This is a genomic window from Arthrobacter sp. Marseille-P9274 (assembly GCF_946892675.1).
Taxonomy (GTDB): Bacteria; Actinomycetota; Actinomycetes; order Actinomycetales; family Micrococcaceae; genus Crystallibacter.
This window is the reverse complement of record NZ_CAMPOV010000001.1, coordinates 1,434,467-1,459,456: the sequence shown is the minus strand read 5'-3', so window position 1 is coordinate 1,459,456 and position 24,990 is coordinate 1,434,467. Positions and strand designations below refer to the sequence as shown.

Annotated in this window: 23 protein-coding genes and 1 tRNA gene; 10 read left to right on the top strand and 14 right to left on the bottom strand. The window is 69.0% G+C overall.

Going from position 1 to position 24,990, the window contains the following annotated elements; translation table 11 throughout:
• Nucleotides 1–60 precede the first annotated feature (60 nt).
• From OC550_RS06615 to OC550_RS06605, 3 genes are all read left to right on the top strand, one after another.
• Nucleotides 61–144: transfer RNA gene (locus OC550_RS06615), tRNA-Leu, on the top strand.
• A gap of 159 nt (nt 145–303) precedes the next feature.
• A complete protein-coding gene (locus OC550_RS06610; protein ID WP_262104481.1) occupies nt 304–603 on the top strand; it encodes a hypothetical protein in 300 nt (99 codons plus the stop codon).
• A 67-nt stretch (nt 604–670) separates the two neighbouring features.
• Nucleotides 671–1,516 (top strand): metal-dependent hydrolase, encoded by an 846-nt coding sequence (locus tag OC550_RS06605; protein WP_262104480.1) that lies wholly within the window; start codon nt 671–673, stop codon nt 1,514–1,516.
• A gap of 49 nt (nt 1,517–1,565) precedes the next feature.
• On the opposite strand, the gene OC550_RS06600 is transcribed toward OC550_RS06605, so the two are convergent.
• Nucleotides 1,566–2,048, bottom strand: coding sequence for a universal stress protein (locus OC550_RS06600; protein ID WP_262104479.1), 483 nt, complete (start codon nt 2,046–2,048; stop codon nt 1,566–1,568).
• Between the two features lie 86 nt (nt 2,049–2,134).
• On the opposite strand from OC550_RS06600, the gene OC550_RS06595 reads away from it, so the two are divergent.
• Nucleotides 2,135–3,259: an aromatic acid exporter family protein gene (locus OC550_RS06595; protein WP_262104478.1), complete on the top strand. Its 1,125-nt coding sequence runs from the start codon at nt 2,135–2,137 to the stop codon at nt 3,257–3,259.
• A 37-nt stretch (nt 3,260–3,296) separates the two neighbouring features.
• Here the strand turns inward: OC550_RS06595 and OC550_RS06590 are convergent, their stop codons facing one another.
• The 4 genes from OC550_RS06590 to OC550_RS06575 all read right to left on the bottom strand — a co-directional run bounded on the left by OC550_RS06590 (nt 3,297) and on the right by OC550_RS06575 (nt 9,058).
• The gene (locus OC550_RS06590) at nt 3,297–5,075 is read right to left on the bottom strand and encodes a thiamine pyrophosphate-requiring protein (RefSeq protein WP_262104477.1); all 1,779 of its coding nucleotides are present in this window, start codon (nt 5,073–5,075) and stop codon (nt 3,297–3,299) included.
• Nucleotides 5,076–5,093: 18 nt separating this feature from the next.
• Entirely contained in the window at nt 5,094–5,507 is a 414-nt protein-coding gene (locus OC550_RS06585; RefSeq protein ID WP_262104476.1) for a CBS domain-containing protein, read from the bottom strand.
• Nucleotides 5,508–5,642: 135 nt separating this feature from the next.
• Entirely contained in the window at nt 5,643–7,325 is a 1,683-nt protein-coding gene (locus OC550_RS06580; protein ID WP_262104475.1) for a glycoside hydrolase family 13 protein, read from the bottom strand.
• 8 nt (nt 7,326–7,333) lie between these two features.
• Nucleotides 7,334–9,058 carry an alpha-amylase family protein gene (locus OC550_RS06575; protein WP_262104474.1) on the bottom strand — a complete coding sequence of 575 codons (1,725 nt, stop codon included), beginning with the start codon at nt 9,056–9,058 and terminating at the stop codon, nt 7,334–7,336.
• A 223-nt stretch (nt 9,059–9,281) separates the two neighbouring features.
• Between OC550_RS06575 and OC550_RS06570 the strand changes: the two genes are divergently transcribed.
• The gene (locus OC550_RS06570) at nt 9,282–9,719 is read left to right on the top strand and encodes a hypothetical protein (protein WP_262104473.1); all 438 of its coding nucleotides are present in this window, start codon (nt 9,282–9,284) and stop codon (nt 9,717–9,719) included.
• Between the two features lie 19 nt (nt 9,720–9,738).
• Here OC550_RS06570 and OC550_RS06565 read toward each other — a convergent pair whose 3' ends face one another.
• The 5 genes from OC550_RS06565 to OC550_RS06545 form a co-directional block, all read right to left on the bottom strand.
• Nucleotides 9,739–10,131, bottom strand: coding sequence for a hypothetical protein (locus OC550_RS06565; protein WP_262104472.1), 393 nt, complete (start codon nt 10,129–10,131; stop codon nt 9,739–9,741).
• A 7-nt stretch (nt 10,132–10,138) separates the two neighbouring features.
• Nucleotides 10,139–10,348, bottom strand: a complete 210-nt coding sequence (locus OC550_RS06560) for a DUF6480 family protein (protein WP_262104471.1) — start codon at nt 10,346–10,348, stop codon at nt 10,139–10,141.
• A 20-nt stretch (nt 10,349–10,368) separates the two neighbouring features.
• Complete coding sequence (locus OC550_RS06555; RefSeq protein WP_262104470.1) at nt 10,369–12,408, bottom strand: CocE/NonD family hydrolase; 2,040 nt, start codon at nt 12,406–12,408, stop codon at nt 10,369–10,371.
• Nucleotides 12,405–13,712: an ATP-grasp domain-containing protein gene (locus OC550_RS06550; protein ID WP_262104469.1), complete on the bottom strand. Its 1,308-nt coding sequence runs from the start codon at nt 13,710–13,712 to the stop codon at nt 12,405–12,407. Before OC550_RS06550 ends, OC550_RS06555 begins: the two co-directional genes overlap by 4 nt.
• A gap of 110 nt (nt 13,713–13,822) precedes the next feature.
• Nucleotides 13,823–14,503, bottom strand: a complete 681-nt coding sequence (locus tag OC550_RS06545; protein WP_262104468.1) for a phosphoribosyltransferase — start codon at nt 14,501–14,503, stop codon at nt 13,823–13,825.
• A gap of 171 nt (nt 14,504–14,674) precedes the next feature.
• On the opposite strand from OC550_RS06545, the gene OC550_RS06540 reads away from it, so the two are divergent.
• The 4 genes from OC550_RS06540 to mshA all read left to right on the top strand — a co-directional run bounded on the left by OC550_RS06540 (nt 14,675) and on the right by mshA (nt 19,312).
• On the top strand, nt 14,675–15,859 hold the full coding sequence (locus OC550_RS06540; RefSeq protein WP_262104467.1) for a type III polyketide synthase: 1,185 nt from the start codon (nt 14,675–14,677) through the stop codon (nt 15,857–15,859).
• A 15-nt stretch (nt 15,860–15,874) separates the two neighbouring features.
• Nucleotides 15,875–16,576, top strand: a complete 702-nt coding sequence (locus OC550_RS06535; protein ID WP_262106271.1) for a class I SAM-dependent methyltransferase — start codon at nt 15,875–15,877, stop codon at nt 16,574–16,576.
• Nucleotides 16,569–17,735 (top strand): NAD(P)/FAD-dependent oxidoreductase, encoded by a 1,167-nt coding sequence (locus tag OC550_RS06530; RefSeq protein WP_262104466.1) that lies wholly within the window; start codon nt 16,569–16,571, stop codon nt 17,733–17,735. Before OC550_RS06535 ends, OC550_RS06530 begins: the two co-directional genes overlap by 8 nt.
• Before the next feature lie 338 nt (nt 17,736–18,073).
• Nucleotides 18,074–19,312 carry a D-inositol-3-phosphate glycosyltransferase gene (gene mshA, locus OC550_RS06525; protein ID WP_262104465.1) on the top strand — a complete coding sequence of 413 codons (1,239 nt, stop codon included), beginning with the start codon at nt 18,074–18,076 and terminating at the stop codon, nt 19,310–19,312.
• A gap of 61 nt (nt 19,313–19,373) precedes the next feature.
• On the opposite strand, the gene OC550_RS06520 is transcribed toward mshA, so the two are convergent.
• Genes OC550_RS06520 through OC550_RS06505 form a run of 4 tightly spaced genes read right to left on the bottom strand, consistent with a single transcriptional unit; the run spans nt 19,374 to nt 24,196 of the window.
• Nucleotides 19,374–20,603, bottom strand: coding sequence for a kynureninase (locus OC550_RS06520; RefSeq protein ID WP_262104464.1), 1,230 nt, complete (start codon nt 20,601–20,603; stop codon nt 19,374–19,376).
• A gap of 28 nt (nt 20,604–20,631) precedes the next feature.
• Nucleotides 20,632–21,531: a MaoC/PaaZ C-terminal domain-containing protein gene (locus OC550_RS06515; protein ID WP_262104463.1), complete on the bottom strand. Its 900-nt coding sequence runs from the start codon at nt 21,529–21,531 to the stop codon at nt 20,632–20,634.
• Nucleotides 21,528–22,865, bottom strand: coding sequence for a 3-oxoacyl-ACP reductase (locus OC550_RS06510; RefSeq protein ID WP_262104462.1), 1,338 nt, complete (start codon nt 22,863–22,865; stop codon nt 21,528–21,530). Before OC550_RS06510 ends, OC550_RS06515 begins: the two co-directional genes overlap by 4 nt.
• A gap of 2 nt (nt 22,866–22,867) precedes the next feature.
• Complete coding sequence (locus tag OC550_RS06505) at nt 22,868–24,196, bottom strand: acetyl-CoA C-acetyltransferase (RefSeq protein WP_262104461.1); 1,329 nt, start codon at nt 24,194–24,196, stop codon at nt 22,868–22,870.
• Nucleotides 24,197–24,274: 78 nt separating this feature from the next.
• Between OC550_RS06505 and OC550_RS06500 the strand changes: the two genes are divergently transcribed.
• Nucleotides 24,275–24,973 carry a TetR/AcrR family transcriptional regulator gene (locus tag OC550_RS06500; protein ID WP_262104460.1) on the top strand — a complete coding sequence of 233 codons (699 nt, stop codon included), beginning with the start codon at nt 24,275–24,277 and terminating at the stop codon, nt 24,971–24,973.
• Nucleotides 24,974–24,990 lie beyond the last annotated feature (17 nt).

Below are 24,990 nucleotides of genomic sequence, written 5' to 3'. Positions count from 1 at the left end.
TAGAGTTTTTCTCGCTGCTTTCGAAGGAACCGGTTCGGTCCGGGCCTGAGAAAACCACCTGCGCGGGTGGCGGAATGGCAGACGCGCTAGCTTGAGGTGCTAGTCCTCTTATTGAGGGTGGGGGTTCAAGTCCCCCTCCGCGCACAGGGATGGGACCCCGGAGAACCAGACGGTTCTCCGGGGTCTTTTTGCATTCCAAGGTCTGTCCCCGAAGGCGCCTCAGCCCCCCGAATTGGTGATTGTGGCCACACTGACCCGGGCCTACCCTGAGCGGCATCCGAATCGTCCAGGTAAGGAACCGTCATGGCCGGCTTTATCCAGATCATTGAATTCCAGACCTCGCGGATGGAGGAGATCGAACAGCTCGGGAGGCCTTCCCGGACTGACGGCAGCACACCGGCGACCTTCCGCAGGATCCTTTCGACGGAGGATCGCGACCGTCCCGGGACGTATCTGCACATCGTCGAATTCGACTCCTACGAGTCCGCGATGGAGAACTCGCGCCGGCCGGAGACCACCGAGTTCGCAGCCCGGTTCGCCGAACTCTGCGACGGGCCCCCGGTCTTCCGCAATCTCGACGTGAGGTGGGAAGAGAAAGACTGACACTGGGGAAGGCTAGACTTCGAACCGGCGCAGTGCCACACCCCCAGTCGAGAGGAAGCCGGTTCCGATGCTCGGTGCCCACCATGCCGCCAGCGGAGCCGCCGCCTGGATTGCCCTGACCACACAGTTCGAAGTCTCGCTGGGGTCCGTCGTCAGCGCGGACTGGGCGCAGCAGCCCGTCCTGCTGGGTGCCGGGCTGCTGGACGTCGGCCCTGCCGGTGTGATCAGCGGTGCCCTCGTGACGGCCGGCGCAGCCCTGGTCCCCGACGCTGACCACCACCGCGCCACCATCGCCCATTCGCTGCCCCCGGTCTCCAACCTTGTGTGTTCGGCCGTCGGCGACCTTGCCGGAGGGCACCGGCGCGGCACCCACTCCGTCCTGGGGGTGGCCGTGTTCGTTGCCCTGGCCTGGCTGGCCGGGCTCCCGAGCATCGAGACGCAGCGGTTCGGAACCGTCTACCCCGCGGCGGGGCTGCTCTGCATTCTGCTGGTCGCCTTCGCCGCCAAAGCCCTCAAGTTCATCCCGGACCGGTTGCGGAAGACGCCTTGGGCGGTTGGCGTCGTCGTCGCCGCCTTCATCACTGCCTTCGCACCCGAGCACCAGAACTGGTTCCCGCTCGCGATGGCAATCGGCGTCGTCGTCCATCTCCTCGGGGACATGGTCACCACGGGCGGCATCAATCTCTGGTGGCCCCTGCGGATCCGTCCGCCGAAGGCCCTGCGCAAGGTTCCCGGTCTGCGGCGGATCTGGCGGCCCAACGGTAGTTTCGCGCTCCCCCTGCTCGGCAACGCCGGGTCCTGGCGGGAGTGGCTCCTCCTGGTGCCTGTCAGTGCCTACGTCGTGCTCGTATTGATCGGGGCCGCCACCGAGCTGAGCCACGCCGGGATGTCGACGTTCGTTGCGGCGCGCTGAGGCCAGGGCCGGAGCACGCAGGCGGCGGCCGGCTGACGCGGGAGGCCGCCTACTCGTCCAGGGCAGGCTGCTGGTGCATGACCAATACCGGGCAGCGGGCGCGGGCTGAAACCGAGTAACTGACGGAACCGAGCAGCATCCCTGCGATGCCGCCGTGCCCGCGGCTGCCAACGATCAGCATCTCGGCGCCGGCGCCCGCCTCCGCCAGGACGCTGGCTGCATGCCCCTGCCGCACCGTGCGGCGCAGGCCTGCAGGCGGGTCTGAACCGAAGGCCTCCCGCACGGCCTGGTCCAGGAGCTCGCGGGTATCTTCCTCAGGCGTCCAATCCAGCGGCGTAAAGGTGCCCAGCGCCATATGGTACTGCCACGCGGCTACCGCCTCGATGGTGCAGCCGAGCCCTTCCGCCAGCCGCCCGGCGTAGCGAAGGGCGGCGATCGACAGTTGCGAACCGTCCACTCCGACGACGATTAATCCGCGCGTCGGTTCGTCCGGGGGCTCGCCCGCGGTCGAGGCCGCGCCCGTCTCTGCCATGGCACTAGTCTCGCCGCATCGGCGGCATGCGGACAAGAGTATGGCTTTCGGTAGCCAGCAGCAGGGGCGCCTGTGAAGATGAAAATATGCCCCTAGCACTCAAAGCCCCCACGGCGCTGCGCCGAGTTGTGTCCTGGATGGAAATCAACTGGAGCCAGGCGCGCATCCTGTTGGCGGTCAAGGCGGCGATCGCCGTCGCCATTGCCTGGTTCGTTGCCCCGTACATGCCGGGCGTGGCCGACGACTACCCCTACTACGCGCCGCTTGGCGCCCTCGTCAGCATGTATCCGACCCTCATGGGCTCGGTCAAGGCGGGCCTGCAGACCTTGGCCGGGCTGCTGGTCGGCGTGCTCCTGGCCGGCGCCGTAGTGGTTTTCGTCGAGCCGAACCTGGTCACGATTCCGCTGGTGGTGGGGATCGCGGTGCTGCTTTCCGGCATCGGAGCCTTGGGGTACGGCAGGGACTACGTGCCGATGGCCGCACTTTTCGTGTTGATCATCGGCGGACAGGATGCCGAGGACTACTCCATTGGCTATGCCATGCAGATGGCCGTCGGCGTCTGCTGCGGCCTGTTGGTGAATGCCCTCATCTGGCCCCCGCTGAACTTCAGTGCCGCGGTGCTGCAGCTCTCCCGGTTCCGCACCATGCTGGCCTCGCACCTGGAGGGGCTGGCCGCGGCGCTGACGGAGGACTGGCCGCCGGAGCCGGAGGCCTGGACCCGCTATAACTCTGACATTTCCACGACCGGCCATGAGGTGCGGCAGGCCGTCTACCACGCCGATGAAAGCCGGAAGGGCAACCCGCGCGCCCGCCGCCACAGCCGGGACGTGGGCACCGACTACCAGGACCTGCGCGCGCTGGAGACCGTGGCGTTCCACGTCAAGGACATCACGGACGTGCTGGCCGGCGCCGGAGGACTGAAGCCGCTGTCCGGCGAGCTGCCGGACGGCCTGTTCGAGCCCCTGTCCGAATCGCTCCTGAGCTCGGCGGACATTCTCCACGCGTGGGAATCGGGCGACGACGATCTGCCCGAGCGCCTGCAGGCCGCCGAAGACGGGCTGGGCGCACTGCTGCAGGCCGTCGATGCCCGGACCGATGCCGGCGCCGAGGCCCTGAGCCCCGCCGCCAGTGTCGCGACCTCCGTGCGGCGCATTATCGAAACGGTTAGGATCGCTACCGGCATGGACGAGGACGCGGACGAGGCCGCCTGACCGGCGCCGCCCGGCCGGTGCCGCGGGACGCTGGACCCTATGCCTGCTCTTCCTGGCGGACGTACCGCTCCAGCATCCGGCTCGCGTGCCGGCCGGAGCCGCCTTCCTCACCCAGCGCTTGCTGCATGGCTTCGGCTTTGTCCTTGCCCGCCGGGAACGGCGGCAGCAGCGGCACCTCCGGATCGGTCACGAACTCCAGCAGGAAGGGGCACTCCGCGGCCAGCGCCTTCTCCCAGGCGGGGCCGATCTTTTCCGGATCATCAACGCGCAGGCCCTCCAGGCCGAGCAGGCGGGCATAACCCGCGTAGTCGAACTCCGGGATGGCCTGGCTGGCGTCGAACCGCGGTTCGCCCTCCATTTCCCGCTGTTCCCACGTCACTTCAGCCAGCTCGCGGTTGTTGAGGACGCAGATGACGAAGCGGGGGTCGGCCCACTGGGGCCAGAGCCTGGCCACGGTGATCAGTTCCGCCAGCCCGGCCATCTGCAGGGCCCCGTCGCCGGACACGGCGATCACCGGGGCCGCGGGGCGGTCAAGCTTCGCGGCGATGCCGTACGGAATGGAACACCCCATGCTCGCCAGCGTCCCGGAGAGATGGGCTTGGACACCCTTCGGGAGCACGAGCTGCCGGGCATACCAGTAGACGCAACTGCCCACGTCGACCGCCAGTCGTGCGTCCTCCGGGAAGCGGCGGCCGAGCTCGTGCAGGACGCGCTCGGGATTGATCGGGCTGGCCTGCGTCATGGCCCGGTCTTCGGACAGCCGGCGCCAGTCCTCGACCCAGCCCCGGACTTCGCTCTGCCACACCTCGTCCGGAGTGCCGGACAGCAGCGGCAGCAGCGCCCTCAAGGTGGGGTCGGCGTCGCCTGCGAGGCCCGCCTCCACGGGATAGCGGATGCCGATGGCCGCCGGGTTGGCGTCGATCTGCACCGCCCGCGCGGCCCCGGGAGGCGGGTAGAACTCGGTCCAGGGGTCCTTCGACCCGATAATGAGCAGCGTGTCGCAGTTGCCCAGGAGCTTGCCGCTCGCACCGGTACCCAGATGACCCATCGTGCCGGTGGCATAGGGCAGCCGCTCGTCGACGAAGGGCTTGCCCAGCAGGCTCGTGGCGATGCCGGCACCGAGCCGTTCCGCGACCGCCTCGACCTGCCGCTCGGCGCCGCGGGCGCCCTGGCCAACGAGCAGCGCCACCCTGCGTCCGGCGTTGAGCACCTCGGCGGCGACCTGCAGGTCCGGCGCCTGGGGAACGGCCGCCATCGGCCGCCAGTCCGGCGACGTCACCAGGATCCCGTGTTCGTGCCCCAAATCGGGGGCGGGCAGTTTCTGCACGTCGTGGGGAACAATAACGACGGCGGGGCCGCGGTGGGTCAGGGCGGCCTTGAAGGCGCGGTCCATGGCCATGGGAAGGGCCTCGGCGGAAGCCACCTGCTGCCGGTAGCAGGCCACGTCGCGCATCAGCAGGGCCAGGTCGATCTCCTGCATGTAGCCCGACCCGAGGACACTGCGGGACTGCTGGCCCACGAGCGCGACCACCGGGGCACCATCCAGCTTGGCATCGTAGAGCCCGTTGAGCAGATGGACCGCGCCCGGTCCTTGGGTCGAGGTCACGACGCCGACGGTGCCGGTGTATTTCGCATGTCCGGCGGCCATGAAGGCGGCGTTCTCCTCGTGCCGGGCCTGGACGAAGTCGACCGTGCCGGCGCGGCGCAGCGCGCCCATGAACGTGTTGATGCCGTCGCCGCTGTACCCGAAGATGCGGGGCACGCCCCAGGCCTCGAGCCGTTCGACCATGACGTCGGCTGCGGTGCGCTGGGGCATGCGGACCGTCCCTCTCGATCAGTAGGAAATGAACTCGACCAAGTCGCCTACCCGGTCCTCCGGGTAGTTGCGGGCTATGTCGGCCTGGCTGAGGATTCCGACCAGCTCGTGACCGTCGATCACTGGAAGCCGCCGCACCTGGTGGGTTTGCATGGTCTTGATGGCTTCCTCGATGCCGTCGTCGGCCCCGATCGTGACCGGCTTGCCTTCCGCCAGTTCGCCCGCCTTCGCCGTCCGAGGGTCGCCGCCGCGGGCCAGGCATTTCGTGACGATGTCGCGGTCCGTCACCATTCCCTTGAGCCGGTTGTCCTCGCCGCAGATGGGCAGGGAGCCGACATCCAGCTCAAGCATCTTGCGCGCCGCCGCCTCCAGGGTCTCGTTCTCGCCGATGCATTCGGCATTGCCGGTCATGATTTCCCGTGCTGTCAGCATCTTTCCCACTCCTTCAGATGGAAGTTATAAGGGTACTTACTTGTCTAGCACTGTCCGTTCCGCTGTTGAAGAGCCTCGGTCGATCCAGACTGCCGCCGCAGGGAGCCGGCATCCGCAGCGGCGCCAGGTTGCCGGTTACCGGGTCAACCAGGCCGTCGTGTCAGGCGGTAGTTCTCCGGCCCGGAGGGGACCGCTGCTGATCCGGCAGGTGCCGGCCGGCAGCGCCGCGTAACTGCGGCCGAAGTTGGTGATGCAGTGCCAGCCGCCCGGCCGGACGAAGTGCAGGACGTCGTCCGCGGAGCCGTCGGTCCAGGTCAGCTCCTCGAAGCCCTGGAGTTCGCGGCGGAGCCGAAGGGCGGCCCGGTAGAACTCGAGGGTCGACTCTGCTTGGCCGTCCTGGACGTCTACGGCGGCATCGGCAAACCAAGCGGGCTGCGGTAGGTGCGCGCCGTCGGGTCCGAAGCCGAAGGACGGCCCGGCGGACGTCCAGGGCAGCGGCACCCGGCAGCCGTCCCGTCCTTTGAGCTTCCGCCCGGTCCGCTGCCAGATCGGATCCTGCAGGGCGGCGGCGGGCAGGTCGGCGACCTCGAACAGGCCCAGCTCCTCGCCCTGGTACAGGTAGGTGGATCCCGGCAGCGCCAGGATCAGCAGGGTGGCCGCGCGCGCCCTCCGAAGCCCCGCCTCGTAATCCACCTCGGGATCGGCGCCGTCACCCATCAGCCATTGTCCAAGGTCATGCCCTGCGGGCAGCCCGTAGCGTGTGGCATGGCGGACAACGTCGTGGTTGGAGAGGACCCAGGTGGACGACGCCCCCGAGGCCGCGGCCTGGCCGAGATTGTTGGTGATGATCTCGCGGAAGGCGCGCCGGTCGAAGTCGGCGCGAAGCAGGTCGAAGTTGAAGGCCTGGCCCAGGCCTTCGGGGCTGGCGTAGGCCGGCCGCCGCTCGGCCGGTACCCAGGCCTCAGCGACCGCGCTCCTCGGCGGGTCGTATTCGTCGAAGACCTTGCGCCATTGCGCGTAGATCTCATGGACCTCGTCGCGGTCGAAGAGCGGGTCCTTGCCGTCCACGGGCGTCAGCTCGTCGGCGACGCTGGGTTTGCTGCGCAGCGGTTCCGACATGTCCTTGGCGAGGGCATGCGCCACGTCCACGCGGAAGCCGTCCACTCCCCTGTCCGACCAGAACCTCAGCGTCGTTTCGAAGTCCTTGCGGACCTCGGGGTGCTCCCAGTTCCAGTCCGGCTGTTCCTTGGCGAAGAGGTGCAGGTACCACTGCCCCGGTTCCCCGGTCGGCTCGGTGATCCTGGTCCAGGCGCTGCCGCCGAAATGGGAGACCCAATCGGAGGGCGGCCTCGAGCCGTCCGGGCCGAGACCGTCGCGGAAGATGTAGCGGTCCCGGGCCGGCGACCCGCGGCCTGCGGCGAGGGCCTCGCGGAACCACGGATGTTCGTCGGACGAATGGTTCGGCACGATGTCGACGATGATCTTGATGTCGGCAGCGTGGAGGGCCTGGGTCATGCGATCGAAGTCGTCGAGCGTCCCAAGCCTCGGGTCCACGTCCCTGTAGTCGGCCACGTCGTAGCCGCCGTCCGCGAGCGGCGAGGGGTAGAAGGGACTGAGCCACACCGCATCGATTCCCAGTGCGGCAAGGTAGGGAACCTTCGCTGTAACCCCGCGCAGGTCACCGAGGCCGTCTCCGTCTGCGTCCGCGAAGCTGCGCGGGTAGATCTGGTAGACGCTCGCCTGCCGCCACCAGTTGGGGTCGCCGGAGCGCCGTGCCATGCCTGTGCTGTGTCGTCCCGTTTCTGTGCTGTCGGTCATCAATGCTGTCAATCCTTTCCTGCCGAAGCCACGGTGGTCATGACTTGCGGAAGCTTATGGGTTTCCTCGCCGCGGGACAGTAGCCGCATCCAGCGGAAACCGTAGCCCGGCAGCTCAAGCTGCACCGCGCCGTCGTCGTTAAGTTCCAGATGCTCCTGGCCCAGCAGGTCCATCAAGCGGGCGTCCGGTCCGGCGTCCTTGAGCAGCAGCGGAACTTTGGTCTTGGCCGGGCCGAAGTTGTGCACCGCGATCACGCTGGAGCCCTCCCAGGTGCAGCGGTGGGCGAGGACCTCCTTGCGGGGCTGGTCCAGGACAGAGAAGCTCCCCCAGGCCAGTTCGGGGCATTCGCGGTAGCGGCGTGCGAGGTTCGTGGTGAAGTTCAACAGCGAATCGGGGTCGTGCTTGGCATCGGCAACATTGACGTGCCGGGGACCGAAATCGCCGCGGACGACGGCGCTGGCCAGGTCTTCCGGCGGTGCGGAGGAGAATCCGCCGTTCGGGCCCGAGGTCCACTGCATGGGGGTCCGCACGGACATTCGGCCGTCAGCCGACAGGTCCTCCCCCATGCCGACCTCCTCGCCGTAGTAGAGCGCCGGGGTTCCGGGAAGCGAGAAGAGCAGGGAATACACCATCTTGATCCGGTCCGGGTCGCCCTGCAGCATGGGAGGCAGGCGGCGCTTGAGGCCGCGGTCGTAGACCTGCATCCGCTTCTCCGGACCGAATGCCGCGAAGACCTCCTCGCGCTCGGACTCCGAAAGCTGGTCAAGCGTCAGCTCGTCGTGGTTGCGGACGAAGGTAGCCCACTGCGCTTCCGGCGGGATCGAAGGCCGGTTCTTCAGGGCGGTCGCCAGCGGCCCGGCGTCCGAACGGGCCAGCGAGAGGTACATTTGCTGCATCGCCACGAAGTCGAAGATCAGGGTCAGTTCCGCGCTGTCCCCGTCGCCGAACAGGCTGACCTGGTCCTTGTAGGGCAGGTTGACCTCGCCGAGCAGAACGGACTGGCCGTTCCGGCGGTTCATGAAGCGGCGCAGCGAACGCAGGAAGCCGTGCGGATCGGTAAAGGCTTCGGAGCTCTCGAGTTGGTCTTTCAGCCCGACGGTGACCAGTTGCGGGACGGCGTCTACCCGGAACCCGTCAAGGCCGAGCTGCAGCCAGAATCCGATGATCTTGGCTATCTCGTCGCGGACTTTCGGGTTCGCGATGTTCAGGTCCGGCTGGTGCTTGTAGAAGCGGTGCAGGTACCAGTGCCCGGTCTGCTCATCCTTGGTCCAGACACCCTTCTCCTCCTGGGTGAAGACCACCAGGTCCGAGGTGTCCGGCGGCTCGTCCTCGCGCCAGACATAGTAGTCGCGGAACTCATTGTCGGTGCTGGCCCGGGAGGCCTGGAACCACGGGTGCTGGTCCGAGGTGTGGTTCACCACCAGGTCGGCGATGACGCGCAGGCCGCGGCTCTTGGCGGTGCGGATCAGCTCCACCAGGTCTCCGGCACTGCCCAGCCGGTGGTCGACGCCGTAGAAGTCTATGATGTCGTAGCCGTCGTCCCGGTCCGGCGTCGGATAGAACGGCATCAGCCACAGGCAGGTCACACCCAGCTCGACCAGGTAGTCCACGCGCTCAGCGAGGCCGGCGATGTCACCGGTGCCGTCGCCATTGGAGTCGAAGAACGTCTCGATGTCCACGCAATAGATCAGCGCGTTCTTCCACCATAGATCGGATGTGTCGGCAATACGCATGGACCGTTGCTCCTTGGATTCCGGCCGCCGCGCAACCGGTTCGGGGATCGGACTCGTGCTCGTGTCGGGCACGGGCGGCGCTATGCAGCTGCGACCGCCCGTGCCCTCTGTCTAGCATCGCCGCTCGACCACTGTCGAGGGAGGTTGAAGAATCAGGGCCGAAATCAGTGCGCAGTGAACGCCCGCTTACTAAAATGGGTATCTTCACCTCAGGAGGTGCCTCATGAAAGACCCACTGCCCACGGGCGAACTTCGGCACGTACTGCTGCCTCAGACGCTGGGCCGCCACCATACGCCGCACACCGAGTTCATTGTTCTCTCGGTCGAGGTCTGGAGCAGCGGACTCGTGGTCAACCTCCAGCTGACGTCGCCGGGAGATGGCCCTGTCGCGGACCCCGAGATCTTCGTCGAGGACCATCTGGGCACCGACTACGCGCACGGGGGAACCATGACCATGGGGTCGAGGCAGCTGCATGTCTTCACGCCTGCCGTGCCGCTGGGAGCGCGCAGCCTGACGATCAAGTCCAAAGAGGCCGACGGCGCCCGCCAGGTGGTGGTTTTCGCCGTCCCGGCGCAGGGCGTGCGCGGCCGGAGGCTCAATGCAGCCCCGCACCGGGTCGCCGTACCTCCATCGATGCCGTTCCGTCGGGAGGCCGGCTGACCCGGTGCTGCCGGGCAGCCTAGGAATGGCCTAGTTCCTCCTCCGGGTCGCCCACCGTCTCGACGCTCCCGGCGGCGCGCGGGCCGCGCCATTCGGAGCCGGGGCGATCGTCCATGGACGGGTCCGTGCCCACCCGCCGCTCGGCCGCGGACTGCCCGGAATGGGCGGCTGCGTCGGCCAGGCCGAACTGGTCGCGTGCCGCGTCTGATCGCTCCGGTGCCGCACGCACGGCGTCCGCGGGGGCAATGCTCCCCGCGGAGCGGCGGCCGCTCGGGCCGGCGGCGGGGCCGGTCTTGGCACGCCAGATCCTTCCGACCACGCTTGCCAGTCGGTCGTACGAGCCGCGGCCGGCCTTGGACCCGAGGATGAAGCCGGTGGCGAGCCCGGCGCCGAACAGGAGTTTTTTCATCATGGCGCCGCTACTCCTCGTGGCCCTGGTCTGCGCTCATCTGGTCTTCGGCCGGTGGCGTCTCCCCCGGAGGAACGCCGCCGCCCGGTTCCAGTCCCGTCACGTTGCCTTCGGCCGGGTCGGGATTGGCCGATGCCGCCCCTTCCTGCGAGGCCCGGGCCTCCTCCTGCGGAGGCTGGGCGTTGGGCACGGTGCCGCGTTCATCGTCCTTGCTGTTCATGGTGTTCCTTCCTTGTTCGGTTAGACCAGGTCCCGGGGAACCGCACGCTGCCAGTTCTGCGAGTAGACCCGCGGATCGCCGCGCCCGGCGTCGAGTTCGTATGCGTCCAGTTGGGCGTTGACGTGGAAGTCCGACGGCGTGGAGGTCAGGACCGTGCGTGTGACGACTTCGACCTTCCAGTCGTCGCGCTCGAACCTGCGCACCGTCCGCGTCTCGCCGCGGACCGAGTTCACTTCGTTCCAGCGGAAGCTGTACCACTCGCTGGTCGCGCGCCGGATCAGCGTGTCCGTTTCGTCGATGCGGAAGGTGCCCTGGTCGTTGACCACTTCCAGCGTCGAGACGTTGGTCGCCAGGTCCCGGGACACCCGCCAATGGTGTTCACCCGGCTCCAGCACCGTGGTCTCCAGTTCCCGGGCCGCGGCGGGCTCATCGAACTCCCTGAGCCGCACGTCCGATTCGCGGGGCTCGCGCACGGGCAGGGTCAGTGAGCCGGCGCCGGCGCTGAACGTGACCATGGCGGCATCCGGGGCGGGCCAGGCGAGCGGCCAGTACGAAGTCGACACCGAGAGACGAAGCCGGTGGCCCGCCGGGATGCTCTGCGCAATGCCGTTCAGCGGGACCGTGACCCGGTACCGCTCCCCCGGAACCAGCGGCTGCGGATCCTCGCTCCCGTCCCGGTGCGTGAGGTTCAGCAACCCGTAGGTGAAGCGGGTGGCCTCGCCGTTCGGGGCGACGTCGGACAGGCGCACCGCGAGCTGGGCGACCGGTTTATCCGCGGAGACCTCGAACGAGGCCGACGGCAGCCCGAAGATCTCCATCGTTCGGGTGAGCGGCTCCGTCTCGTAGACCAGCGCCCCGCCGTCTTCCTCGCGCTGGTCGAAGGGCAGGTCCGGGGTCGCCGCGTAGGAGGCCCACTTGCCGGCGAACATGCCGACGCTGAGCGGCGACTGCAGGGTTACGTCACTGCCGTCCCCGTCCGGGGCGTCCCCCTCCTCGATGCCGTGGCGGGTCAAGGCGAAGCGCCGCGGCTCAACATTGGCCGACGGCCAGGAGTCCTCGGCAACCCACCGCCCGGGCCGGTCCGCATAGGAGGGCTCGGGCGAAATGCTGTCCTGCATCCAGGCACGCAGCATCGGCTCGTCCATCAGGCCGGTGTCCTTGCCCTTAAGCCAGTGGTCCCACCAGCGCACGACCTCCTGGAGGAAGCCGATCGCCGGGCCCGGGACGCCGAGGTGCGGATACTTGTGCCCCCACGGGCCAATGAGCCCCTTCCGCGGCACCTCAAGATGTTCGAGGAGGCGGAAAATGGCGTTGGTGTAGCCGTCCGCCCAGCCGCCGACCGCCATGACCGGACACTGGATCGAACTGTAGTCCTCGCACACGGATGCCGGCTTCCAGTAATCGTCCCGGCGCTGGTGCTCCAGCCAGGTCTCCAGCCACAGGCCGCTGCCTTCCAGACGCTCGTGCCAGAGCTCGCGCCAGCGCTCCCCGACGATGGCGGGATCGGGCGGAAGGCTGTTGAACGCCAACATCACGGTGGCCTCGGAGAGGTTGTCCGCGAGCAGGCATCCGCCCATGTAGTGCATGTTGTCGACGTACAGATCCTCGGTGGCGGAGGCGCTAATGATGGCCTTGAGCGCCGGCGGGCGGCGCGCCGCGACCTGGAGGCTGTTGAAGCCGCCCCACGAGATGCCCATCATGCCGACATTCCCGTCGCACCAAGGCTGTTCGGCCAGCCAGGCGATCACGTCCTCGGCGTCCTCGTGCTCCTGCGGTCGGTACTCGTCGACAATCACCCCGTCCGAGTCGCCGCTGCCGCGCATGTCCACCCGGATGCAGCCGTAGCCGTGCCCGGCCAGGTAGGGATGGTTGAGCGCATCCCGCCCGCGGGTGCTGTCGCGCTTTCGGTACGGCAGGTACTCCAGGACCGCTGGTACCGGCAGCTGTTCGGCGTCGACCGGAAGCCAGAGCCTGGCGGCCAAGCGGGCGCCGTCGCGCATGGGGATGTACAGGTTTTCAATCGTGCGGACTTCGTGGGGAAACTCGGTGACTGTCTTCACGCGGCTCCTTTCTGCGATTCCACCGGTGCGAACTCGAAGGGAAGCTCCTCGAGGATGCTGTTGTAGCGCTCCACCAGCTGGCGGCGGTCGTCGGCTCCGATGTAAAGCTTGCCCAGGATGTAGCGGTAGCTGTCCTGGTTGGGCAGTTCGGAGAGGCGTTCGCCGTCCTTGACCTGCAGGGTCACCGTCGTCTCCGGGTACTTCTGCCGGATGGCGTCGCGTTCGGCGTCGGTGGGGACCCTGGTGACGATCGCGTCCTCGTCGTGGAAGATCATGCACTGGGAGGCGACGGCAAAGTTCCCCTCGCGGTGCGGCATGCGCGGTTCCTGGTCCAGGGCGATCCGGATGGCGACCTCGTGGTTGGAGACGCCGTCGACCTTCGCGAAGAGGTCGCTGTGCGACTGCGAGATGCGGGTGTTGACCTCGATCAGCCAGAGCTTGTCCTCGGCCTCGTCCCACATGAACTCGGCATTGAAGCAGCCGTTGTCGAAGCCTACGTGCCGGATGTACCGCTCGGTGACGTCGATCATCCGCTGCTGCACGCTCTCCGGCACGCTGTTGGCCGGGTAGTCCAGGCGCTCGAAGCTGGTGCCGGCGTCGTCCTTATGCATGTCGAAGACGCCGTGGGCGTTGAACGTGCCCCGGAACATGGTCCCTTCGGGGGCAGCCTGGGTCCCCGAGACGAACTGTTCGGCCAGGCAGGTATTGCCGCCGGTACCGCCGATCTTGGCGGGAAGGTCAATGAGCGAGAGGACCTCGTTGAAGGCGTCTCCGACCTGGCCGATTTCGGCCCTGATCTTCGTGACGGCCTGACGGAATCCCGCCTCGTCCTCGACGGCGAAGCCAAGATTCGAGGAATGCGCCTTCACCGGCTTCACCCAGAACGGGTACGGGATGTCGATCTTGTCCAGGGCCTCGTCGTCGAACGGGTCGAAGGCCGCGAACTGCGGGACGCATTCCGGAACCGCGGCCTGCTGTTCCAGCCGGCTCCAGTACTTGTGTTCGCACTTGAGCAGGCTCTCCAGCGAGGGAGCGGGCAGTCCGAACTCGGCCGACAGGACGGGGCCGATGATGCTTGCGGGGAAATCCCAGTGCGTGATGATCGCGTCCACGGAGCCGTCGAACTCCCGGAGTTCCCTGCGTGCCTGCTCCAGCAGGCCGCGGAAGTCGATCTCGGCCGTGTTGACCAGGATCGAATAGTCGAGCAGGTTGTGGAACGTGTAGTGATCGGCACCGCGGACAGTCTCCAATTCACCTCGCTGGACCTCGGTCAGACCCAGTACAAATACGTTCTTGGTTGTCATAGTGCCGTCCCTTCTCCGGCAGCAGTAGAAGCTGCCGGGGATTTTGTTGTTCTCCCCCATCGTGTGCCGACCGATGCCGCGGGGTTCTCCGGGCACCGGATGAGCCAGGCCTAATGGCGGTGCCCGGCCAGCAGCCGTATCACCTCCTCGTCGCTTGTCTGGTCGAAAATCTCGTAGGCCTGCCCCACGGCCACGAAGTCCTTCGGGACCCAGGGGCAGACGACCTCGTCGGCTTCCCGCCGCAACAGCTCGCAGGTGTGGCCGAGTCCCACCGGGACGGCGACGACAATGCGCTCCGGATCCAGCTCCCGCAGGACGGCCACCGCGGCCCGCATGGTCGCCCCGGTCGCCAGACCGTCGTCGACCACTATGACCGTGCGCCCGGCGACAGCAGGTGGTTCCCGCCCGGACCGGTACAGCTGCTCCCGGCGTTCCAGTTCCGTGCGCTCCCGCCCGGCGACATCCTCGAACGCCGCCCGGCGGCCGAAGTCCGCAACATAGCGGGAGAGGACGTCCTCGTTCCGGACCGTCACCTGGTGGCCGGCGACGGACGCCATGGCGCCCATCGCCACTTCGGCATGCCCGGGGACGCCGATCTTGCGCACCAGGACCACGTCCATCGGCAAGTCCAGGCCATCGGCCACGGCCGCGGCCACCGGGACTCCGCCGCGCGGCAACCCCAGGACCAGCGTGTCCTCCCTGCCGACGTAGGCCTGCAGGTGCGTTGCCAGTGTCCTGCCGGCCTCGCGGCGGTCCGGATACTGTTTGGCCCGTTCGGCTCTGATCCGCATCGTGCCTCCCGTCTGGTCCCGGTTCGGCTGCACGGCTGCCGTGAGCAATCTTCAGTTGGCTTACTTTTCTCCACCGTATGACTCATTCCGACAGCACACAAGCGACCGCCAAGGCGGGCTGATCCGGAGGCGGCCATTGTCTTCGGCGGGCGGCTCAACTAAGAATGGACCATGCCGGTCACCCTCAGAGCTCTCGAAACCGCCGTTCCCGAGACCGTCCTGGTCCAGTCGGAGGTCCGCGACGTTTTTGCCGCGCAGCCGGGGCTGACCCGCCTGGGCCAGCGTCTCGTGGCCACCTCGTTCGACTACTCGGGCATCGAAACCCGCTACACCGCCGTGGAGGAACTGACCCTCACCCGGCGCAGCGCGGAGCCCGTCTTCTTTGACGCTGGCAGCCGCACAATTTTGAGCCCGAGTACCAAGGTCCGCAACGACATCTTCGCCGCCAAAGCCACGCCCCTGTTCATCGAGGCGGCGGAGAAGGCCCTCGCCGCGTGCCCGGACCTGGCTCCGGCCGACGTCACCCACGTGGTCACGGTCTCCTGCACGGGGTTCTTCAATCCCGGACCGGACTACAAGATCGTCAGGGCGCTCGGACTCAAGCCGTCGGTCCAGCGCTACCATCTCGGTTTCATGGGCTGTTACGCAGCCTTTCCCGCCCTGCGCGCAGCGAAGTCCTTCTGCGAGGCGGACCCGGACGCCGTGGTCCTGGTCGTGACCGCCGAACTCTGCACGCTGCACGTGCGCTCGTCGAATGACCCGGACACGATCATGGGCTCCTCACTGTTCGCGGATGGTGCCGCGGCCGCCGTCGTCACTGCCCGCGACCTGCCCGGTACCTCGACCGCCCTCGTGCTGGACCACTTCGAAACCGTGCTGACTCCGGTCGGCGAGGAATCGATGGCCTGGAACATCGGCGACGAGGGCTTCGAAATGGTGCTCGGCACCTACGTCCCGCATATCATCGACGACCACATCGTCGGAGCCCTCGATCCGCTGCTGGCACGCGACGCGTCGCTCTACGGGCGGCCCTACCGGGACATCACGCACTGGGCGATCCATCCCGGCGGCCGCAGCATCCTGGACAAGGTGGAGGCCAAACTCGAGCTGGCCGAGAAGCAGCTGGTGCCGGCCCGCAGCGTGCTCCGCGACTACGGCAACATGTCCAGTGCCACCGTTATGTTCGTCCTCAAGCACATCCTGGAGTCCCCCTTCGGCGGCATGGACGAGCGGATCTGTTCCATGGCCTTCGGGCCGGGGCTGACCGTGGAGACCGGATTGTTCACGAAGACCGGTGCGGCCACGGCGGGCACCGCGGCCGTCCCGACCGACACTTCGGCCGCCGCGGCGCTCTGAGGCGTGCCACGCCAGATGCGCTTCCTCGCGGAGCGGGCCGCCGATGCCGTCGAGGAAATGGACCGCCCGGACTGCGATCCCGCCATGCTGCGCCGCACGTACCAGCAGTTTCCGGTGGTCAACCGGGCGATTGCCGGCTGGCGCTGGCTGTACAGGCACCGGCTGCGGCCGCTGCTCAATGCCGGGGAGGAGAATAGCCTGCTGGACATCGGGTCCGGCGGCGGGGACGTCGTCCGCTTCCTGGCCCGCTGGGCGGCCTCAGACGGGATCAGGCTCGACATCACCGGGGTCGATCCGGACGAGCGTGCCCATGCCTTCGCGGTTTCCGCTCCCGCGCCGCCCGGGGTGCGGTTCCGGCGCGCCTTCAGCTCCGACCTGGTCGCGGAAGGCCGGCGCTTCGACCTCGTGACGTCCAACCACCTGCTGCACCACCTCACCCCGGACGCCTTCGCGGCCCTTCTGACGGACTCCGAGCGGCTCAGCCGCCGGGCGGCGGTCCACAGCGACATCCGGCGCAGCCCGGCGGCCTACTGGCTTTTCGGCGCGGGGACGCTGCCCTTCTTCCACGGCTCGTACATCCGGCGCGACGGATTGACCTCGATCCGCCGCAGCTACACTCGCGAAGAGCTCAGGCGGGCGGCCCCGCCCGGGTGGAGCGTGGAGAACCGACCGCCGTTCAGGAACCTGCTGACCTATCGGGCGCCGGCCGATGCCTGAGGTGACCATCGTCGGGGCAGGCCCGGTGGGGCTGCTGCTGGGGCTGCTGCTGCGCCGCCGCGGCACCGACGTCCTGCTTATCGAGCAGCGCACGCAGCGCAGCGGACACACCCGCGCCATCGGCATCCATCCCCCGGCTCTGGCCGTCCTCGAGGAGGCCGGGGCGGCGGAGGAACTGATAGACGCGGGAACCAGGATCACGGCCGGCAGGGCGCTGAGCGGGGGCCGAGAGGTTGCCCGGCTTGCCTTCTCCACCGTGCCGGGCCAGCATCCGTTCGTCCTGGCGGTGCCCCAGCCGGTCACGGAACGCGTCCTCCGTACGCACTACCTTGCAGCCGGAGGGCAGATTGTGGAGGGGGTGCGGATCGTTTCCGCGCACGACGACGGTGCACGCGTTTCGCTGTGCGGCCAGCGTGCGGACCCGGCGACGGCGCAGCGGGGGCCCGGAGAGGAATCCGGCGCTTCGGTGACGTTCGACGCCGCGCTCGCCATCGGCGCGGACGGCGCACGGTCCACCATGGCCGCCGCGGTCTGCGCCGTCTCCAAGCCCCGCACGTATCCGGACACCTATCTGATGGGCGACTTTGCCGACACGACGGGCGAGCCCGGGACGGCGCTGCTCTTCCTTGAGCGCGACGGCATCGTCGAGTCCTTCCCGCTGCCGGCCGGAATCCGCCGCTGGGTGGTGCGGACCCGGCAGCTGCAGCAGCCCGGAGCGGTGGAGCTGGCCGAGCTGGTCGGCCGCAGGACGGGGATCCGGATCGATGCAGGTTCCAACTCGATGCTGAGTGCTTTCGCCGTCCAATCCCGGTTGGTACGCCGCATGATTACCGGTCGGATCGCGCTGATCGGCGACGCCGCCCACGAGATCAGTCCGATCGGCGGCCAAGGCATGAACCTGGGCTGGCTGGATGCGGCGGCCCTGGCGCCGATCATCGCCGGCGCCCTGGCCGGTGAGCCCGCGGCCAGCGCCCTGCGCCGCTTCGAACGGACCCGCCGGAGGGCCGCCGTCGTCGCCGCTGCGCAGGCCCACCTGAACATGGCGCTGGGCCGGCCGCTGCCGCCGCCGCTGCTGGCCGCGCGCAACCGGGCGCTGTTGACTGTGCTGCGCCATCCGCGCGCAGGGCAGCTGCTCGCCCGCCGCTTTACGATGCACTGACGCCGAGGCTTAGGGCTCCTGCCGGAAGGACCCCTCACAGACCGCGCGGGTGCCGGACTCCCCCACCTGGATGACCGTCGCCGTCGCACCCGCGCACGCGGCGAGCACCGCCAGCGCGGCCGCCCAGGGCAGCATCAGCTCTGCCGACGCATGGTGCTCGTCTATCAGCCGGGTCTAGTCGCCGCGCCGCCAGCCATTGCCCGGCCTGCTGGGTCACGGGCGGTGCGGGCGGCCTATTGCCGGGCGGCGCCTACCGGTGCATACGCCGTTCGGGCCGGAAAGGTTCAGCGGCGGTAGAGTATTTCCCTGAGTCCTCGCTTCCATGGGAAAGGAAAGCCATGCGTGTACTGCGCCGTGTCGCGGTCCTGTCCCTCCATACATCGCCGCTGGCGGTGCCGGGTGGCGGCGACGCGGGCGGCATGAATGTCTACGTCCGTGCGGTATCGCGCGAGCTGGTGGCGATGGGCACCGAGGTGGACGTCTTTACCCGCTCGACCTTCGAGGGGCAGGAACCGGTCGAGCGTCCGCGCCCCGGCGTGCGCGTGGTGCACCTGCCCGGCGCCTCGGCCGACACCGTGCCGAAGGAGCAGCTGCCGCAGCATCTGGACCGGCTGTCTGCCGAGCTGCGACGGTTCGCGGACGCGGACGCCGCGGACAGGTACGACGTCATCCACTCGCACTACTGGCTCTCCGGCAAAGTCGGGCTGGGACTGCAGGCCGACTGGCGGGTTCCGCTGGTCCACTCCATGCACACGATGGCCAAGGTCAAGAACCTCCACCTGCTGCCGGGCGAACCGCCGGAACCGGACGTGCGCATCTTCGGCGAACAGGACATCGCGGAGGGCGCGGCGAGGCTGGTGGCCAACACCCTGACGGAGGCCACCGAGCTCAGGGAGCTCTACGGCACCCCGTCCGAGCGGATCGACGTGGTCCCGCCCGGAGTGGACCTCGGCGTCTTCCATCCGGCCGGCCGCGCCTTGGACCGCCGCGCGCTGGGCATCGGGGACGGCACCTTCCATATCTGCTTCGCCGGTAGGATCCAGGCGCTGAAGGGCCCGCAGGTCCTGCTGGCCGCCGCGGCCCGCCTGCTGAAGCGGTGTCCGGACCTGCGGCTGCAGGTCACCGTCATCGGCGAAGCGAGCGGCTCCAGCCCGCTGGACCTAGAGGCCCTCGTGGCCGAGCTTGGCCTGGCCGGGCGGGTGCGGCTGCTTCCGCCGGTCTCCGCCAAGGAGCTGGCGCGGCATTTCCGCAGCGCCGACGTCGTGGCCGTGCCCTCCTACAGCGAGTCCTTCGGCCTGGTCGCTCTGGAAGCCCAGGCCTGCGGCACGCCCGTGGTGGCGACCAACGTCGGCGGCCTGCCCTCCGCCGTCAGCCACGGGGTGACCGGCCTGCTGGTGGACGGCCACTCCCCGGACGACTGGGCCTCGGCCCTCGGCGAGCTGTTCGAGTACCCGGCCTTCCGCACCCAGCTGGGCAGCAGCGCCGCCATCCATGCGGCGGCCTTCGGCTGGGAGCAGACAGCGGCCCTCACCGCGCACAGCTACCAGCACGCCCTGGACCACTTCAGCCCCGTCTGAGGGCAGGGCGTCCCCCGCGCTCTCCAAGGGGCGCTTCCTCAGCTGCGACCGCGCGCGGTCCTCAGCTCCCGGCCAGCTCCTCCGCGACCGCGGATACGCCGCGGTAAACCTCCTCGAACCCCGTCGATAGCGGCGACAGGCCCAGCCTCAGGCCGTTCGGGTTCCGGTAGTCCGGAATGACGCCGCGGTCCCACAGCCGCGCCGTCACCTGCCGGAAGGCGGGATGGTCGATGGTCAGGTGGCTGCCGCGTTCCGCGGGGTTCCGCGGCGAGGCAAGAACGACGCCGTGCGGTGCCAGCAGCCCATCGGTCGCCTCCAGCGCGAATTGCGTCAGCATCTTCGACTTCTCCCGGATGGCGCCGATGCCGGCTTCGCCGATGAGCGCAATCATGTCCGCGATGGCCGTCATCCCGATGATCGGGGGCGTGCCGCTGGCGAAGCGGCGGATCCCGGCGGCGGGCCGGTAGCCCTGGCCCATCCCAAAGGGATCCTCGCTGCCCAGCCACCCCTGGATCGGCTGGCCCAGATGCTGGTGCTCACGGCGCACGTAGATCCAGGCCGGTGCACCGGGACCGCCGTTGAGGTACTTGTAGCTGCAGCCCACGGCCAGGTCCACGCCCCAGGCATCCAGCTCCACCGGGACCACCCCGACAGAATGGCAGAGGTCCCAAAGGACCAGGGCGCCGGCATCATGCACGGCCTCGGTGATGGCGCGCATGTCGGCCAGGTGACCGGAACGGTAGGCCACATGGCTGAGCACCACGAGCGCCGTCTGGTCCCCCGTCACGGAACGGACCAATTCCACGTCCGCTCCGCCCTCGTACGGGACCTCGAGCCAGTCGAGCTCCAGGCCGCGGTCCGCGGCGATGCCTTCCAGCACGTAGCGGTCCGTGGGAAAGTTGTCCCGATCGATGACCACCCGCTTCCGGCCCGGACGTGCCGAGAGCGCCGCGTGGATGAGCTTGTAGAGCAAAACGGTGGTGGAGTCGGCGATGAGGCACTGGCCCGGGGCCGCGCCGAGGGCGGTCCGGCCCAGCTCGTCGCCCAGCTGCCGGGGCAGCTCCAGCCAGCCTTCGTCCCAGCCGCGGATCAGCCGCCCGCCCCACTGCTCCACCATCAGCTCCTGCACCCGCTCTACGGACGCGGCCAGGGGCCGGCCCAGCGAGTTGCCGTCCAGGTAGGCCGGGACGGCGGGATCATCGTGGCCGATGAAGCGCGCACGGTACGGGGCCAGCGGGTCCTCGGCATCGAGCTGGCGGGCGCGGCTGAGCAGGCTGGGGACGTCAGTCATGGCCCCAGCATACGCACCGCCGCCCCGGCTACAGGGCGCGGGCAACGCCCTGGAAGTGCTTGCGGTGGCTGCGTTCGCCCCAGCCGACGAAACAGGACGCACCCCAGCGGCCGCCGGCTTCCTCGTCCTCGATCCTCACTGCTACGGTCGCCGGCAGGAAAACCGGCGCCGCGAAGCCGATGTCCCATTCGAACCTTTCCGCCGACACGGACTCGATGCTGGTCAGCACCCGGGAGGCCAGGTACATGCCGTGTGCGATGGAGCGCTTGAGGCCGAGGACCCGCGCGGAGAGGGAACTGAGGTGGATCGGATTGAAGTCTCCCGAGACCCCGGCGTATTCGCGGCCGGCTTCGGGACCAAGCCGCCACGTCGCCGTGGGCCGCGGCGGAATGAAGTCCTCGCGCGGCGGACGGGTCTGCTTGTCGAGGCCGGGCAGGAAGACCCCCTTGGCCAGGTAGGTCGAGACGCCGTCCCAGACCGCTTCCCCGGCCGAGCACACGGTCACGTGCAGGTCGACCTTGGTCCCCGCGAAGTGCCCAGCGAGGTTGTCTGCCCAGGCAGTGATCGCGAGGGGCTCGCTGAAATGGATGCTGCGCAGGTGCCGGACCCTGTTGCCCAGGTGGACCATGCCCAGCAGCGGCAGCGGGAAGTCGGTGCGGGCCAGGATGCTCATCCCCACCGGAAACGCGGCCGAATGCACGAAGACGGACGGCAGACTGTCGCGGACCGTGCCGTGCAGCAGATGCTGGAAGCGGGTGACGTGTTCCAGGCTGACCCTTACGTCCTCCACCGTGTGCCGGGCCGGAGGCAGCACCAGGGGCCGTTCCAGGCCGCCCAGCTTGGTCCGCGCCGCGGTCGAGGCGGCGCTGACGTAGAGCCGCGAGAGGGACGGCAGCTCCTCGAGCAGGACTTCCTCGGAGGTGCTCATGCGCCCACCAGGCTCTGCCCGCAGACCCGCAGCGTCTGGCCGTTCACGCCCCCTGCCGCGTCCCCGGCCAGGAACGCGACGGCTTCGGCGACATCCACCGGCAGCCCGCCCTGCTGGAGCGACGGCAGCATGCGCCGTGCCACCTCACGGGTGCCCCACGGAATCCGGGCCGTCATCTCTGTTTCGATGAAGCCCGGTGCCACGGCATTGATAGCCCCGCCGCGGTCCGCAAAGGCCGCCGCGGACGCGGTGACCATGCCGATCACGCCGGCCTTGGACGCGGCGTAATTGGTCTGCCCCCGGTTGCCGGCGATGCCGCTGGTCGAGGCCAGGCACACGACGCGTGGTGCCTGGTCCGCGCCAGAGGCGAGCAGGGCATCATTCATCCGCAGCTGCGCGGCCAGGTTGACGTTGATGACGGAGTCCCACCGGGCGCGGTCCATGTTGGCCAGCAGCTTGTCCCGGGTGATGCCTGCGTTGTGGACCATGATGTCCAGTCCGCCATAGCGGCTGCGGGTATGCTCCAGGATCCGGGCGCCGGCGTCGTCGCTGGTGATGTCGAGCTGGAGCGCAATGCCGCCGGCGGAGTTGGACACCTTGGCCAGCTCCTCGCCGGCGGCGGGCAGGTCGACGCAGATGACACGTGCGCCGTCCCGGTGCAGGACCTTCGCAATGGCGGCGCCGATCCCGCGCGCGGCCCCCGTGACGACGGCGGTACGTCCCGCCAGCGGGCGGTCGGTATCTTCCGGAAGCCGGCCCCCGCCGGGGCCAACCAGCAGGAACTGGCCGTCCACGTAGGCACTGCGCCCCGAGAGCAGGAACTGCAGGCCGCCCAGCACGTTCGGGTCGACGGGGCCGACCCCGTCGGCCAGCAGCAGTCCGTTGGCGGTGGCCCCGGCTCGCAGCTCGCGGGCCAGCGAACGGACCGCTCCCTGGATGCCCTGCCGGGCTGCGGCCGCAGCCGGCGTCGGCGCCGAGGCGGCCGGGCGGGAGATGCTCACGACCCGGCCGCCCGGGGCCAGGGCCCGCAGGGACGCGCCGGCGGCGAGCATAGGTCCCGAGAGCTCCCGCGGGTCCGACACCGTGGTCAGGTCCAGGATGATCGCGCCGAGCTTCTCCCCGGAGGCGGCGTCACGCCGGACCTCCAGGCCCCATCCCGCCAGCTGCCCGGCGAGACCTTCCGCCGGGCCGGACGCCAGCACCAGCACCGGCCCCGGCACCAGCGGCTGGCCGCGGCGGTAGCGGCGCAGTTCCGCGGGCCGCGGCAGCCCGAGTTTCTTGGCGATGCCGCTGGCGGGCGGGCTGTTGACGAGCTTCAGGTACGCGTCCGCCATGCTCAGCAGGCCTCCAGGATGGCGACGACGCCCATGCCGCCGGCGGCACAGACCGAGATCAGTCCGCGGCCGCGCCGTCCCTCGGACTGGGCCTGCTCATGCAGCAGCTTGGCGAGCGTCGCGACGATGCGGCCGCCGGTGGCGGCGAAGGGGTGGCCGGCGGCAAGGGACGAGCCGTTGACGTTGATCTTGCTGCGGTCGATTTTGCCCAGGGGCGCGTTGAGGCCGAGCTTATTGCGGCAGAACTCTTCGCTTTCCCACGCGGACAGATGGCAGAGCACCGTGCCAGCGAAAGCTTCGTGGATCTCGAAGAAGTCGAAGTCCTCGAAGGTCAGCTGGTGCCGGGCCAGCAGCCGCGGGACGGCGTAGGCCGGCGCCATCAGCAGGCCCTCCTTGCCGTGGACGAAGTCGACGGCGGCGGCTTCCGCGTCCACGATGCTGGCCAGGATCGGCAGGTCCCGGCTGCGGGCGTAGTCCTCGGAGCCGATCAGCACGGCGGAGGCGCCGTCGGTCAGGGGCGTCGAGTTGCCCGCGGTCATCGTTGCCTTGTCGCCCAGGTTCCTGCCGAAGACCGGCTGCAGTGCGCCCAGCTTCTCGAGCGAGGTGTCCGCCCGGAGGTTGCCGTCCCTGGTCAGTCCCCGGTACGGGGTGATCAGGTCGTCGAAGAAGCCGCGTTCGTAGGCAGCGGCCAGGCTGCGGTGGCTGGCCAGCGCGAGCTCGTCCTGCGCGGCCCGGCTGATGTCCCAGGCCGCCGTGGTGAGGGCCTGGTGCTCCCCCATCGACAGGCCGGTGCGTGGTTCAGCGGTCCCCGGGGCAACCGGCGCCAGATCCTTCGGGCGCAGCTTGGCCGCTGCCGCTGCCTTCTGCTTGAGCGTCTTGGCCCGGTTGAGCTCCAGGAGCACCGTGCGCAGTCCCTCGCTGACGGCGATCGGGGCGTCCGACGCCGAATCGACGCCGCCGGCGATGGCGGACTCGATCTGCCCCAGCTTGATCTTGTTGGCCAGTCCCATCACGGTCTCCAGCCCGGTGGCGCAGGCCTGCTGGAGGTCATAGGCCGGAGTCGTCGGGGCCAGCGCGGAACCGAGGACGGCTTCCCGGGTCAGATTGAAGTCGCGCGAGTGCTTGAGCACGGCGCCCGCTGCCACCTCCCCGATCTGCTCGTCCGCGAGCCCGAACCGCGCGACGAGCCCGTCGAGTGCGGCGGTCAGCATGTCCTGGTTGCTGGCCTGCGCATAAGCGCCGTTGGCGCGTGCGAACGGCGTCCGGTTTCCTCCGATCACTACCGCTTTGCGGATGCCCTCGGCGGCGGGTGAGGCGGGTGTTGAAGCCATCAGGATGTCTCCTTACTAGGTGCAGGATTATGCACAGGCCGGTTACTAATACCCAGCGTACCTGATACTCTGAGTACCGTGAATACGGCATCCACGGCTCAGCCCCAAGCCTCCGGCGACGGCCGCGCCGAGCGCTGGAGCGCGCACCGCACCAGCCGGCGCAAGGAGCTGGTCCGCGCCGCGCGGCATGCCGTCCATCGGCTGGGCCCGGATGCCTCGATGGAGGAGATCGCCGCGGCCGCCGGCACCTCCAAGCCCGTCTTCTACCGCTACTTCGGGGACAAATCCGGCCTGCAGCGCGCGGTCGGCGAAGCGGTGGCCGAACGCATGCAGGCGAAGCTCCTGGCAGCGGCCGAAATCGCCTCCAGCGAGCACGACGGCTTGCGGGCGATGGTGGATATCTACCTACAGATGGCCGAGTCCTCGCCCAATGTCTACGCCTTTGTAACCCGCAGCGCGGGCGCGGACACCGGCGGGCAGGACGCCATGCCGGTCCACTTCTTTGCCGCCGTGACCGCGATGATCGAAGCTCCGCTCCGCCATCATTTGGAATCGCGCGGCGGCGCCGGCATCGACCTGGCGGCCGCCTCGTTCTGGCCCCCGGCGGCCATCGGCATGGTGCGCGCGGCCGGGGAGCTCTGGCTGCGGACGCCGCCCGGCGCCGGCAAGCCGGGGCGGGAAGCAATGACGGAGCAGATCACCGGATGGCTCTGGGCCGGCATCGCCGGACCCGCCATCCGGAGTGATGAAGGCCCCGACACACGAACTAATCACTAACGACCCTTCCGGAGGAC

Bases quoted from the DNA above. Each gene is read 5' to 3' on its own strand.
- OC550_RS06575 (WP_262104474.1), bottom strand. From the start codon at position 9,058: ATGCGTATTGCCGACACATCCGATCTATGGTGGAAGAACGCGCTGATC.
- OC550_RS06595 (WP_262104478.1), top strand. From the start codon at position 2,135: ATGCCCCTAGCACTCAAAGCCCCCACGGCGCTGCGCCGAGTTGTGTCC.
- OC550_RS06580 (WP_262104475.1), bottom strand. From the start codon at position 7,325: ATGACCGACAGCACAGAAACGGGACGACACAGCACAGGCATGGCACGG.
- OC550_RS06545 (WP_262104468.1), bottom strand. From the start codon at position 14,503: ATGCGGATCAGAGCCGAACGGGCCAAACAGTATCCGGACCGCCGCGAG.
- OC550_RS06540 (WP_262104467.1), top strand. From the start codon at position 14,675: ATGCCGGTCACCCTCAGAGCTCTCGAAACCGCCGTTCCCGAGACCGTC.
- OC550_RS06530 (WP_262104466.1), top strand. From the start codon at position 16,569: ATGCCTGAGGTGACCATCGTCGGGGCAGGCCCGGTGGGGCTGCTGCTG.
- OC550_RS06515 (WP_262104463.1), bottom strand. From the start codon at position 21,531: ATGAGCACCTCCGAGGAAGTCCTGCTCGAGGAGCTGCCGTCCCTCTCG.
- OC550_RS06510 (WP_262104462.1), bottom strand. From the start codon at position 22,865: ATGGCGGACGCGTACCTGAAGCTCGTCAACAGCCCGCCCGCCAGCGGC.
- OC550_RS06560 (WP_262104471.1), bottom strand. From the start codon at position 10,348: ATGAACAGCAAGGACGATGAACGCGGCACCGTGCCCAACGCCCAGCCT.
- OC550_RS06605 (WP_262104480.1), top strand. From the start codon at position 671: ATGCTCGGTGCCCACCATGCCGCCAGCGGAGCCGCCGCCTGGATTGCC.
- OC550_RS06520 (WP_262104464.1), bottom strand. From the start codon at position 20,603: ATGACTGACGTCCCCAGCCTGCTCAGCCGCGCCCGCCAGCTCGATGCC.
- OC550_RS06600 (WP_262104479.1), bottom strand. From the start codon at position 2,048: ATGGCAGAGACGGGCGCGGCCTCGACCGCGGGCGAGCCCCCGGACGAA.
- OC550_RS06535 (WP_262106271.1), top strand. From the start codon at position 15,875: ATGCGCTTCCTCGCGGAGCGGGCCGCCGATGCCGTCGAGGAAATGGAC.
- OC550_RS06505 (WP_262104461.1), bottom strand. From the start codon at position 24,196: ATGGCTTCAACACCCGCCTCACCCGCCGCCGAGGGCATCCGCAAAGCG.
- OC550_RS06610 (WP_262104481.1), top strand. From the start codon at position 304: ATGGCCGGCTTTATCCAGATCATTGAATTCCAGACCTCGCGGATGGAG.
- OC550_RS06565 (WP_262104472.1), bottom strand. From the start codon at position 10,131: ATGATGAAAAAACTCCTGTTCGGCGCCGGGCTCGCCACCGGCTTCATC.
- OC550_RS06550 (WP_262104469.1), bottom strand. From the start codon at position 13,712: ATGACAACCAAGAACGTATTTGTACTGGGTCTGACCGAGGTCCAGCGA.
- OC550_RS06570 (WP_262104473.1), top strand. From the start codon at position 9,282: ATGAAAGACCCACTGCCCACGGGCGAACTTCGGCACGTACTGCTGCCT.
- OC550_RS06590 (WP_262104477.1), bottom strand. From the start codon at position 5,075: ATGCCCCAGCGCACCGCAGCCGACGTCATGGTCGAACGGCTCGAGGCC.
- mshA (WP_262104465.1), top strand. From the start codon at position 18,074: ATGCGTGTACTGCGCCGTGTCGCGGTCCTGTCCCTCCATACATCGCCG.
- OC550_RS06585 (WP_262104476.1), bottom strand. From the start codon at position 5,507: ATGCTGACAGCACGGGAAATCATGACCGGCAATGCCGAATGCATCGGC.